The 12,628-nt window shown below is 56.4% G+C and carries 9 protein-coding genes; 5 read left to right on the top strand and 4 right to left on the bottom strand.

Annotated elements, in window-relative coordinates; translation table 11 throughout:
• Positions 1-39 precede the first annotated feature (39 nt).
• Together yqeB and yqeC are read right to left on the bottom strand one after the other, a co-directional pair.
• Positions 40-1,665, bottom strand: coding sequence for a selenium-dependent molybdenum cofactor biosynthesis protein YqeB (gene yqeB, locus ABLV08_RS00045; RefSeq protein WP_348855394.1), 1,626 nt, complete (start codon positions 1,663-1,665; stop codon positions 40-42).
• Between the two features lie 42 nt (positions 1,666-1,707).
• Positions 1,708-2,466, bottom strand: coding sequence for a selenium cofactor biosynthesis protein YqeC (gene yqeC, locus ABLV08_RS00040; protein WP_047057482.1), 759 nt, complete (start codon positions 2,464-2,466; stop codon positions 1,708-1,710).
• A gap of 34 nt (positions 2,467-2,500) precedes the next feature.
• Here yqeC and ABLV08_RS00035 point away from each other — a divergent pair, with 34 nt between their 5' ends.
• The 3 genes from ABLV08_RS00035 to ssnA all read left to right on the top strand — a co-directional run bounded on the left by ABLV08_RS00035 (position 2,501) and on the right by ssnA (position 7,775).
• On the top strand, positions 2,501-3,070 hold the full coding sequence (locus tag ABLV08_RS00035) for an NTP transferase domain-containing protein (RefSeq protein ID WP_047057481.1): 570 nt from the start codon (positions 2,501-2,503) through the stop codon (positions 3,068-3,070).
• 269 nt (positions 3,071-3,339) lie between these two features.
• A complete protein-coding gene (gene ygfK, locus ABLV08_RS00030) occupies positions 3,340-6,444 on the top strand; it encodes a putative selenate reductase subunit YgfK (RefSeq protein WP_049053380.1) in 3,105 nt (1,034 codons plus the stop codon).
• Entirely contained in the window at positions 6,441-7,775 is a 1,335-nt protein-coding gene (gene ssnA, locus ABLV08_RS00025; RefSeq protein WP_045360665.1) for a putative aminohydrolase SsnA, read from the top strand. The genes ygfK and ssnA overlap by 4 nt, the downstream gene beginning before the upstream one ends.
• A 132-nt stretch (positions 7,776-7,907) precedes the next feature.
• Here the strand turns inward: ssnA and ABLV08_RS00020 are convergent, their stop codons facing one another.
• Positions 7,908-8,384, bottom strand: a complete 477-nt coding sequence (locus ABLV08_RS00020; protein ID WP_020079016.1) for a 4Fe-4S dicluster domain-containing protein — start codon at positions 8,382-8,384, stop codon at positions 7,908-7,910.
• Positions 8,384-10,321: a formate-dependent uric acid utilization protein YgfT gene (ygfT, locus tag ABLV08_RS00015; protein WP_032711504.1), complete on the bottom strand. Its 1,938-nt coding sequence runs from the start codon at positions 10,319-10,321 to the stop codon at positions 8,384-8,386. Before ygfT ends, ABLV08_RS00020 begins: the two co-directional genes overlap by 1 nt.
• 532 nt (positions 10,322-10,853) lie before the next feature.
• Here ygfT and ABLV08_RS00010 point away from each other — a divergent pair.
• Both ABLV08_RS00010 and ABLV08_RS00005 read left to right on the top strand, forming a co-directional pair.
• Positions 10,854-12,323, top strand: a complete 1,470-nt coding sequence (locus tag ABLV08_RS00010) for a nucleobase:cation symporter-2 family protein (RefSeq protein ID WP_015366914.1) — start codon at positions 10,854-10,856, stop codon at positions 12,321-12,323.
• Between the two features lie 143 nt (positions 12,324-12,466).
• A partial coding sequence (locus tag ABLV08_RS00005) for a spermidine/putrescine ABC transporter substrate-binding protein (protein WP_045360659.1) occupies positions 12,467-12,628 on the top strand: 162 nt, incomplete at its 3' end.

Below are 12,628 nucleotides of genomic sequence, written 5' to 3'. Positions count from 1 at the left end.
GGGATTTTGAGGCCATCAACACCGGCTTCGTGCTGCTATCTACGCCACCGACAATAACTCACTCTTCTCTTTTACTCTTTTATTCATCAGCGTCATCAGGGCCTCAAGCACCCCGCCGCCAATGGCACGAGCCTTATCGGAGACGCTGGTAAAATCGGCGCTGGCGCCACGCGGGTCGATATCGCCAATTTTAAAGCCGCTCTCGACCACTAACCCATCGCTGAGCAAACCGCGCACCATACCGCTTAAGGGCGCAATAATCTCGGCCTCGCCGACGGTGGCAATGATATCGCCTTCATTAACAATCTCACCCAGCGCCACTTTCGCGCGCATCACCCCGGCTCCCGGCGCGCGGATCACCCGTCGTGAAGTATGGCCAAGAATATTACCAGGAACCCCGGTGTTCTCCTGCGCTTTGCCATCGTAAATCACCTGCCCCAGCCAATGGCCGCGATTGGTTTCAATCACCGCATGGCAATCCACACCGGCGCAAAAACCAGGGCCTAGCGCAATTACCGCTGGCGCCATCTCTCGCTGCGTACCAAAATTCTCTTTCGCCAGTATGGCATCCACGACGCAGACAGGGCGCAGTTCATTCAGCGATTTGCATAGCGGATCCACCAATACCGGGATCGCGCCATTTTCAATTACCCGGATGGCCTCCTGAGCGGATGACACCCGCTTCGCCATCACCCCTTCTACCGTCATTTCACCGTCGAAGACGGCCTGGGCAAAAGCGACGCTGCGGCGGATAACCGTCGGTTTCGCGACTTCCAACATCACCACTTTGAACCCCGCATGCCACAGACGCAGAGCCACGCCGCTGGCGATATCGCCGGCGCCGCGAATAGCGACCAACTGCTGCTGCGCAGGCGTGGCTGCCGTCATCAGTAAGCCGCCTGGCGCGCGATTTTTTACCTGCAGGATTTCCGCCAGAATGCTAATCGCTATCTCATGCGGCGTTTCGGCGCCAATGTTATAGCCAACCGGCGCATGCAGGCGGGCAATATGTTCTGCGGCAACGCCGTTTTCCCGCATCTGGCGTAAAAACACCTGGACTTTACGGCGGCTGGCCAGCAGCCCAAGCCAGGCGACCGGCCGTTCAATCAGTTTATCCAGCGCTTCACGATCCTGGTTATTGGTGGCGATTAACACAAAGTCATCGCCGCGGATCGCCAGATTCTCCACCGCCTCGCTGAAGGTTTCAGCATGCAGCAACTGCGTTGTCGGCGGAAAATAGTCGGGGTTCAGGCTCTCTGGATAGATATCGGCCACCGCCACCTCAAAACCCAGCAGCGCCGCGCTTTGCGCCACCGCGCGGTTCACGTGCCCGGCGCCGATCAGCACCAGACGCGGGCGCAGGCCATGTACGCTAATATATACCGACATCGCCCCGCCGCAATCGGAGCCGACCGCATCGCTGCCGCTACGCGCCATCCGCCCATGAAACATGCGCGACGCCTTTTCGCTGAGCGCTTCCAGCGCCTGTTCAATCACTTTGCGCTCAACCATGCCGCCGCCGATGGTGCCGACTATCGAACCATCTTCACGAATTAACATCTGCGCCGAATGGCGCGGCGTTGAGCCGCGGCTATCGACAATCTGCGCCAGCGCAAACGGGCGATTCTGTGCTTCGAGTTTTGCCGCTTCAGAGAAAATATTCATAACAACCTCAATGGATATCCGCTATGCGCCCAAGCCGGGGCGTCACTCTGTTGTTCGTCGTCGCGTTATCGCGGGCTGCTCTTGTACTGCTCCCGCCCACAGTGCGTTAACTCCCCACTGCTGCAACAGCGCCTGCTCCGGTAAATTCTCATTTTGAGAAAGCTGATTCAGCAGCAGGATCCGGCGACTGGCGGGCGGAACGCCTTTAAACGCTCCCTGCGGATGCGTAATTAAGCGATGCAGCATTGGCCAACTCAGCGCCGTATCCGGCGCCGCGCCGGTGATCCGGGAAAAAAGGGGCCAGCGATGAACGGTCGCTGGCCCAACGTTTTGCCCGAGCCTCCAGGCCCCCATGACGGCAATAACGCAGCAACAGGATTGAGGTATGCAAGGTTCGTGCTCAGCTGGCGCTTTTAAGGCGAAACCGTGAGCCCCGTCAGCTTCTACCAGCACCACATCCACGCGCCCCGCGGCAACCAGCGCATCAAGCTGTTGCGGGCTAAACCCACGAACCTTACCCGCAGGGGCGAGCCACGAGGCGTAGCAGGCCTGCAGCGGCCGCTGCCAAACCTCGACAGGCAGCGCCAGCGGTTCGCGGCAAATCACCACAGGTAGTGATGCCGGGAGATACATATGGGTGGACGTAGTGATCAGAACTCGTCGGCCAGCCTCCAGAAAACGCTGCGCCAGCCACATTAAGGTACTGGTTTTGCCTCCCGCGCCGACGGCGGAAATGAGCAGCGGACCATCATTTACGCCTAAATCACAAAACAACGATTGCAGATGCGGTATATTTTCCATGCGCTGGCCAGGATTCCATTATTCAGGGAGGAGTATGAAACAGGTCGATTGTATTATTACCGCCGCCGGATTGTCCTCCCGGATGGGACAGTGGAAAATGATGTTACCCTGGCGCGGAACGACAATACTTGATGCAAGTATAAAAAACGCCCTGCAATTCTGCTCGCGTATTATTCTGGTGAGCGGTTTTCGCGCAGAGGAGCTACATCAACGCTATTCGGCGCATCCGCAAATAACCCTGGTTTATAATCCCAACTATCAACAGGGTCTGTTTACTTCTGTTTGCGCTGGCGCGAGCCAGGTGCGAAACAACTTCTGTTTTATCACCCTCGGCGATTTACCCTGCCTGCCGCCAGCGCTTTTCCAGCGGCTTTGGCAACAACGCGGCGACAGCGCCCTTCTTCCGCAATATCAAGGCGTACCGGGTCATCCCATCCTTATTACCGGCACACAGCTGCGCCAACTTATCACTTACGATGGACCTGACTCAATGCGCAAACGGTTATTACAGAGCCGCCATCGCTGCCTGGAGTTAGATTTTCCGCAAATGGTCTGGGATATCGATACCCCTACTGATTTTATTCGCCTGCAAAACCAGTATTAATCTTGTCTTTGTCGGGAAATTATCATTGTGATATTTCGCCGTTTATTTTGAGAAATCCCGACGGATAAAAATATAGAGTGATTTTAATTCTCATTACCATAGCGTGAGCCTATTCACAAAGCCAGGTGTTCTTTAGATCTGTCTCACATTTTTAATTATTCAAACCTTCTGCCTTTAATAACTGGTTCGATTGTTGCTCTTCCTTAACTATCCGTCGGAATAAGCACCACTAACCGGCAAATTTGATTGCACAGATAAAGGAGAGGGTTATGGGGGATATCATGCGTCCCGTCCCGTTTGAGGAATTATTGACGCGCATTTTCGATGAGTATCAACAACACCATTCCATTTTTGGTATTCCTGAGCAGCAGTTCTATTCGCCCACCAACCAACGCCGGGTAAGCGTCTTCGGCGAAAGCTGCGCCACCCCAATCGGCCCGGCCGCCGGCCCGCATACCCAACTGGCGCAGAATATCATTACCGCCTGGCTCACCGGCGGGCGGTTTATCGAGTTGAAAACCGTACAGATCCTCGACCGGCTTGAGCTGGAAAAACCCTGCATCGATGCCGAAGACGAATGCTTTAACACCGAATGGTCTACGGAATTTACGCTGCAAAAAGCGTGGGATGAGTATCTTAAAGCATGGTTTATTCTGCATCTGTTGGAAGAGATTTTCCCATTCACGCCGGCGAAGAACGGTAAGTCCTTTATTTTCAATATGAGCGTCGGTTATAACCTGGAAGGGATCAAGCAACCGCCGATGCAGCAGTTTATCGATAATATGATGAACGCCGCCGGGCAGCCAAAATTTACCCAGTACCGCGACACGCTGAACCGCTGGCTGCATGATGACGCCTTCCTCACCCGCTTGTCTCTGGATGATATTCGCCCACGGCTGGCGACGCTCGCGGAACGCATTCCGGCAAAACTGGTACAAGGGGTTACCCTCTCAACCATGCATGGTTGCCCGCCAGATGAAATCGAAGCCATCTGCCGCTATATGCTGGAAGAGAAACAGCTCAACACCTTCGTGAAGCTCAATCCGACGCTGTTGGGCTACCCGCGCGTACGCGAAATTCTCGACACCTGCGGCTTTGACTATATCGGTCTGAATGAAGAATCTTTTGAACACGATCTTAAAATCGGCCAGGCGCTGGAAATGTTGACGCGCCTGATGGCGTTGGCGAAAAGTAAACAACTTGGCTTCGGCGTGAAGCTGACCAACACCCTCGGCACGGTCAACAATAAAGGCGCACTGCCCGGCGATGAGATGTATATGTCCGGCCGCGCGCTGTTCCCGCTCTCCATCAACGTTGCGGCGCTGCTCTCGCGTGAATTCGACGGCAAACTCCCGATCTCCTACTCCGGCGGCGCCAGCCAGCTCAATATTCGCGATATCTTTGAAACCGGGATCCGCCCCATTACCATGGCGACCGATCTGCTAAAACCCGGTGGTTATCTGCGTCTTAGCCAGTGCATGCGCGAGCTGGAACAGGCCGATGGCTGGGAGATGAATCAGGTCGACGTCAAGCGCCTGAACGCGCTGGCGGAAAAAGCGGTCAGCATGGAGTACACGCAAAAACACTGGAAGCCGGACGACCGCATCGACGTTGGCGAGCCGCTGCCGTTAACCGACTGCTACGTCGCCCCTTGCGTCAGCGCCTGCGCCATCAAACAGGATATTCCGGAATACATTCGCCTGATGGGCGAGCAGCGCTATGCCGATGCGCTGGAACTTATCTATCAACGTAACGCGCTGCCGGCGATTACCGGTCACATCTGCGATCACCAGTGCCAGTACAACTGTACGCGTCTTGATTATGACAGTGCGTTAAATATCCGCGAGCTGAAAAAAATCGCCCTTGAGAAAGGCTGGCCGGAATACCAACGCCGCTGGCATAAACCGGCGGGTTCCGGCAGCCGAAACCCGGTGGCGGTGATTGGCGCAGGCCCGGCGGGGCTGGCGGCGGGCTACTTCCTCGCCCGCGCCGGCCACCCGGTCACGCTCTTTGAGCGCGAAGCCAACGCTGGCGGAGTGGTAAAAAATATCATTCCGCATTTCCGCATTCCCGCTGAACTTATCCAGCAGGATATTGAGTTCGTTGTTAATCACGGCGTCAACATTGTCTACGGCTGCGACCCGCATCTCACCGTCGAAAAACTCCGTCAGGAGGGTTATCACTATGTGCTGATCGGCACCGGCACCGACAAAAACAGCGGCGTGAAGCTTGGCGGCGATAACCCGAATATTCATAAGTCGCTCAACTTCCTGCGCGCGTTCAACCGCGGCGATCGCCTGAACGTGGGTAAACATGTGGCCATTGTCGGCGCGGGTAACACCGCAATGGACTGCGCCCGCGCGGCGCTGCGCATCCCCGGCGTTGAGAAAGCGACGGTGATTTATCGCCGCTCGCAGCAGGAGATGCCGGCATGGCGCGAGGAGTACGAAGAAGCCCTCCAGGATGGCGTTACGTTCCGTTTTCTCAGCAACCCGGAACACTTCGCCGCTGAAGGCACGCTAACCGTCCGCACCATGGCCCTCGGCGAGCCTGATGAACAGGGTCGACGTCGCCCAATGCCCACCGATGAAACCTGGACGCTGCAGGTCGATACGCTGATTACCGCTATCGGCGAACAGCAGGATGGCGAAGCGCTGGCGGCGATGGGGATCCCGCTCAACGATCGCGGTTGGCCTGAAGTCAACGCTGATGGCGAAAGCCGGCTGGCTAATGTATTCCTGATTGGCGACGTACAGCGTGGCCCTTCTTCTATCGTCTCGGCGATAGGCAACGCCCGTCGCGCCAGCGATGCAATCCTCAAGCGCGAGAATATCCGCAGCCACTTCGGCGATAAACAGTGGAATAACGTCGATCCCGCGGACATCTACCGCCGCAAAGGGACCATTGCTATCGCTCAGGTTGATAAAGACGACTGCGATGCCTTTGTCGCGCAGGAGGCGGAGCGCTGCCTCGAATGTAATTACGTCTGCAGCAAATGCGTTGATGTCTGCCCGAACCGCGCCAACGTCTCCATTGCGGTACCGGGGTTCGACAACCGCTTTCAGACGCTGCACCTCGACGCGTACTGCAACGAATGCGGCAACTGCGCGCAGTTCTGCCCATGGCAGGGAAAACCCTATAAGGACAAGGTCACCGTCTTTAGCCTCGAACAGGATTTCAACAACAGCAGTAATCCGGGTTTTCTCGTGGAGCAACAGCGCGTCCACGTGCGTCAGGACGGCATGACCTGGCTGCTGGATATCGACCAGCGAGGTCAGTTCGCTGAAGTACCGCCGCAGCTGGATGCCATGTGCCGCATCATCAGCCACGTTCATCAACATCATCACTATTTGCTGGGAGCCGTCGAAGTATGAGTATCTTAATGCTTAAAAATGCCACCCTTGCCCAGCTTCACCCGGCAAAAGTGGAAGAAGGTGTCGATATCGTCATTGAAAATGACAGGATTCTCGAAACAGGTGCTAACCTTAGCCCGCGTTACCCGCAGGCGCGTATTAAGGAAATGCACGGCCGACTGGTGATGCCGGGAATGGTCTGCTCGCATAACCATTTTTATTCCGGCCTGTCGCGCGGGATCCAGGCCAATATCGCGCCGAGTCCCGATTTTATCTCGACGCTGAAAAATCTGTGGTGGCGACTGGACCGCGCGCTCGATGAGGAATCCTTATACTACAGCGGGCTTATCTGTTCGCTGGAGGCCATTCGCAGCGGCTGCACCGCCGTCATTGACCACAGCGCGTCGCCGAACTATATCGCCGGTTCGTTAAGCCAGTTGCGTAACGCCTTCATCAAGGTCGGCCTGCGCGGCATGACCTGCTTTGAAACCACCGACCGTAACGGCGGGCTGCAGGAACTTCAGGCAAGCGTCGAGGAAAATATCCGTTTTGCCCACGAAATCGATCGGGCGCGGGAAAACGGCGACGAACCGTATCTGGTAGAAGCGCATATCGGCGCCCATGCGCCGTTTACGGTTCCCAATGAGGGGCTTTTAATGCTTCGCGAAGCATTAAAAACAACCGGGCGCGGCCTGCATATTCATATGGCGGAAGACCGTTACGACGTTTCTCACAGCCACCATCACTACGGTAAAGATCTGCTGGTACGTCTGGCGGAGTTCGATCTCATCGATAGTAAAACGCTGGTAGCGCACGGGCTGTATCTGTCGGAAGCTGATATTGAACTGCTGAACGCGCACGATGGTTTCCTTGTCCATAACGCCCGCTCTAACATGAACAACCACGTTGGTTATAACCAGCAGTTGACGGCGTTTCGCAACCTGGCGCTGGGCACCGACGGCATCGGCTCCGATATGTTTGAAGAACTCAAATTCGCTTTCTTTAAACACCGCGATGCCGGCGGGCCACTGTGGCCGGATAGCTTTGCGCGGGCATTAAGCAACGGTAACACGCTGCTTAGCCGCAACTTTAACGACCGTTTTGGCCGTATTGAGGCAGGCTATAAGGCGGATTTAACCATCAGCGATTATATTCCGCCGACGCCGCTGCTGGCGGCGAATCTCGCCGGGCACATCGCCTTCGGTCTGGGGGCCAGCCACGTTCATAGCGTGATGGTAAATGGCGTCATGGTCTATGAGGATCGGCAGTTCGCTATTGATTGCGATACGATTTTCGCCGAAGCGCGAAAGGTGGCGAAGAAGATGTGGCAGCGGATGGATGCGTTGCCGTAAACCCATCACGCAAAAACAAAACCCGGTCGCTGTACCGGGTTTATTTTTGGGCTTCTACCGGGGCTATAAATAGCACAGAAACATCGATCGGGTAGCCCGGAAAGACGCAGCGCGTCGCCATCTGGGGATCGCTTACACGTTCAACAAGCTAGCGCTGGCGATCGTTCTCTGTTTCTGCAGCGCCGCCAGGGCCTCACCGGTCATCAGCGATATTGCCGCCGTTGGGCACACCGATACGCAGGCCGGGCCACCGTCTCGCTGCTCGCAGAGATCGCACTTCACAATAACCGGCGGATGCGCCGCCGATGTTTCGATAGTAATCGCGCCAAATGGGCAGGCGACGACACAGCTCTGGCAGCCAATACAACGCCCGGCATCGGCCTCGACCCGTTCGGCGCCCATCGCCAATGCGCCGGTCGGACAGACCCCGACGCATGGCGCGTTTTCACACTGATGGCACATCACCGGCACGCTCAACGTGTCGAGTCGCATCACCTTCAATCGCGGATGAAATTCCGCCCCTTCCGCCACATGCTCCAGTGCGCAGGCGACTTCGCAGGTACGACAGCCTATACAGGCCTGTGAACTGGCAAGAATAAAATGGGTCATCACCGCTCCTTATGATCAAATCGCGCCAGCATTTCGCTTGCGGCCTGGCGCCCGGCAACCATTGCCGTTACCACCAGATCGGCGCCATGTACCGCATCGCCGCCGGCATAGATTTTGTCATGGCTGGTCTGCGTGGCGCCGCGACCTTTGCCGCCCGTTACAATCTGCCCCCAGCGATCAAGTTTGATGCCGTGCCCCCGCAGCCACGGCATGTCGTGAGCCTGGAAACCAAACGCCAGCACCAGCACATCGGCCGGGAGTTCGAATTCTGAACCGGCAATTGGCCGCGGGCGTCGGCGGCCATCCGGCCCTGGTTCACCCATTTCGGTACGGATCATCCCGACGGCGCTGACCTGGCCTTTACGGTTACGCAGGATATATTGCGGCTGAACGTTAAACTGAAACGCCACGCCCTCCTCCCGCGCGTTCACCACCTCTTTTTTCGAGCCCGGCATGCTTAACTCATCGCGACGATAGGCGCAGGTCACGCTCTCAGCTCCGCGGCGCACCGCGGTGCGCAGACAGTCCATCGCCGTATCACCGCCGCCCAGCACCACCACCCGCTTACCCTTAATGTCGGTTAACGGATATTCGGCGCTCTCTTCAAGCCCCATCACCTCACGGGTATTGGCAATCAGGAACGGCAGCGCCTGAATAACACCCGGCGCATCTTCGCCATCAAGACCCGCGCCCATCAGCCCGTAGGTGCCGACGCCTAAAAAGACCGCGTCATAGTTAGCAACCAGGTCGCTGAAGACCACGTCGCGCCCCACTTCCTGGTTGAGATGGAAACGAATCCCCATATCGCTGAAGATCTCGCGTCTCAGCGCCATTACCGTTTTTTCCAGCTTGAAAGACGGAATGCCGAAAGTCAGCAGCCCGCCAATTTCAGGATGTTTATCATAAACATCAACCTGTACCCCGGCGCGCGCGAGAATATCCGCGCAGCCCAGTCCCGCCGGGCCGGCGCCGATAATAGCCACGCGCTCCCGACGCGGCGTGACCTCGCCTGTGGTTGGCCGCCAGCCCATCGCCAGCGCGGTATCGGTGATATAGCGTTCAAGATTGCCAACCGCCACCGCGCCGCCTTCGTTTTTCAACGTACAGGCCCCTTCGCATAGCCTGTCCTGTGGGCAGACCCGGCCGCAGACCTCCGGCAGCGAACTACTTTGATGGCAGAGTTCTGCGGCCTCAATAATCTTGCCCTCACGCACCAGTCGGATGAAATCAGGAATATGGTTGTGTAACGGGCAGGTCCAGTTGCACCAGGCTTTTTGCGCACAGTACAGGCAACGCTCGCTTTCATATTCGGCATCACATTCACTAAGGCGCTGGTAGATCTCGGCAAAATGCCCTTTTCGCTCTTCTGCGGCAAGCTTCTTCGCCCCCACCCGCGGCGCTTTATCCAGGATCGCTTCGCGCCTTGCGCCACGACGCTCGGCCAGCGGCTGCCCCTGGGCAGAGCGGATTTGTCTTTCCCGCTGTAAACGCTGGAGCGCGCTTTCGTCCATTACGCGCAGCGCCTGAGTCGGGCAACTGGCCACGCAGGCCTGTTCTGCGGAGGGGCGCTCGCGACAAAGATCGCATTTTTGCGCCAGCTGCGGGCCATCTTCCCCGCTGGCGACCATCTCGATTGCGCCAAATGGGCAAGCGACGACGCAGTTTTTGCAACCGATACACTCGGACTGGGTAAACTGGATGCTGTCGTTGGCGACATACAGCGCCTGAGTCGGGCAGGAGGTGACGCAAGGCGCGTCGTTGCAATGGTGGCAAGTGGTCGCAGTACTGGCATTCCGGTGGAAGACAACATGGATGCGCGGAACAAACGCGCTACGCTGTGCCGGCCAGGCATCCTGTTGATGCGCCGTGACGCAGGCCACTTCGCAGGCATGACATCCAATACAGTTCGCAACATCGGCCACAATAAATCGATTCATTTGCTTCCCTTTTATTCTTCTGGAATAGTCTTAGGGATGGATTGCAATATTCGGGCGATATTTGGCGCTCAATTTATGTAGTCATTCATTTTTGCGAGTCAGCTCAAATTATTACTCTCCTGTAGCTCTCGAATAAATAAAACCTCATCAAATAACCGGGATGGCATCTCAACTCCGCCCTGACTTTTTATCATTTTTATCTTCTTAGCGCTTATTTCGCCTACCAAAATGAGACGCTATATATCTCAAACTGATATTCGCCATTTTTATTTCTGATGCCCGCTCGCAACGTTAAACAGGCCAGCAAGAAATAGACAAGCCAACCCGTGATTGATTTCACAAATATATTACTCCACTGCCGCATCGCTCATTTTTGGCACAGCTTACGCATAACCCTCCTAACGCATAAGCAACTCCGTGCGCGTTATACGCTGGTGAACATCATCAGCAGAGGGAGGCAATGGCCTTCGAATCGTAACTTCTGCCCTTTCAGTTCGGCACGGGCAGAAGTCGTAAAGGAGACAACTACTTCATGAAAGATTTTGCCATTCCGGCCTCACGCAATACGGCGACTGTCGCGCCGGTCGATGAGGTCCTGCCAATTACGCAAATGATTCTCTATGGATTGCAGCACGTGCTGGTGATGTACGCCGGGGCGGTGGCGGTACCGCTGGTGGTGGGTAACGCGGTCGGTTTGCCTGCGGAGCATATTATTTTGTTAATTAGCGCCGATTTGTTTATTTGCGGCGCCGCAACCATCGTGCAATCGATGGGCATCAAGCAGTGGTTGGGCTGCCGCCTACCGCTGATCCAGGGCTGTACTTTCGCCGCGCTGATCCCGATGGTGCTTATCGGTAAAGAGTACGGTATCGGGGCGATCTCCGGCTCGGTTATCGTCTCCGGCATTTTTATCCTCTGCTGCGCGCCGTGGATTAGCCGTCTCATTCGCTTCTTTCCGAAGGTGGTGATGGGCGGAATTGTGACGCTTATCGGCCTCTCGATTATGCCGGTCGCGGGAGGATGGATTGGCGGCGGCAGCAGCGAGATGGCCGGTTTCGGCGATCTCTTCTCGCTGCTGATGGCGGCCATCACGCTGGTTATTATTCTTAACCTTTATACCTTCGCCACCGGCGTGGTCAAAAACACCTCGGTGCTGATTGGGCTGGTGATCGGCACTATTTTATGGAGCTTCTTCAAACCACTGGATTTTAACCTCGTCAACGCTACGCCATGGCTACATCTGCCACAGGTGATGCAGTTCGCCCGGCCTGAATTTCATATCGTGCCCGTCGCCCTGCTGTCGATGGTCATGGTGGTGGTGATGGTCGAAACCATGTCGTCCATCATGGCGACCGGCGATATCGTTGGTAAACAGGTCACGGCCAGCATGCTGCGTAACGGCCTGAATACCTGCGGACTGGCGACGACGATCTGCGGCTTCTTCAACCTGTTTCCCTACGCGGCCTTTGCGCAAAACGTCGGCCTGATTGGCCTGACCGGCGTACGCAGCCGTTTCGTGGTGTCGGTCTCGGGCGTCATTCTGATGCTGATGGGCATTTTCGCCAAAATGGCGGCGCTGGTGGTACTGATTCCTAAACCGATCCTCGGCGGCGCCGGTATCGTTATGTTCGGCATGGTAGCCGTTTCCGGTATTCGTACTCTCGGTCAGGTCAACTATCGCAACAACAACAACGGGATGGTGGTCGCGCTCACCCTTGGTCTCGGCATGATGCCGGTGCTGGTGCCGAATCTGTTTACCCAGTTCCCGCCAATGATGCAGCTGTTTCTACACAGCGGCATCACTATCGGCACCCTGACGGCGATTGTCGCCAACCTGACGCTGAACGGCAGCGTGCCGTTCCGTATTTCTCACGATGTCCCGGAACCGGACCCGGCGCCGCCGAGCGCGGCTGCCCGCAACATGGCCGTGCGTACGGTACGCATGTGGCTGCTGCTGCGCAAAGTACAGAAAGGTCAAACCGCCGCTGACGGCCAGGAGTGATTCATGTCTATGTCGCAACGTCTGCTTTTTGCACTGTTGATGATGGCCCTGATGGCGGTTCCCGCCATCCAGGACGCCATTACCCTCTGAATTAACAGCCGTTTTATCTATCTGTTGCCGTACTATTTTTAAGGAGTCACACGATGGAAAAAGTCACCACCGTCTGTCCCTACTGTGCCGCTGGCTGTAAGCTGCGGCTGGTGGTGGACGACGGCATGGTCGTCGGCGCCGAAGCGGCCATGGGGAAAAACAATCAGGGAACCCTGTGTCTGAAAGGCTATTATGGCTGGGACTTCATTAACGAT

It is taken from the genome of Klebsiella sp. CN_Kp088, assembly GCF_040064335.1.
Classification (GTDB): domain Bacteria; phylum Pseudomonadota; class Gammaproteobacteria; order Enterobacterales; family Enterobacteriaceae; genus Klebsiella; species Klebsiella aerogenes.
The sequence above is the reverse complement of the archived record's forward strand: the minus strand, read 5'-3'. Positions and strand labels throughout refer to the sequence as shown.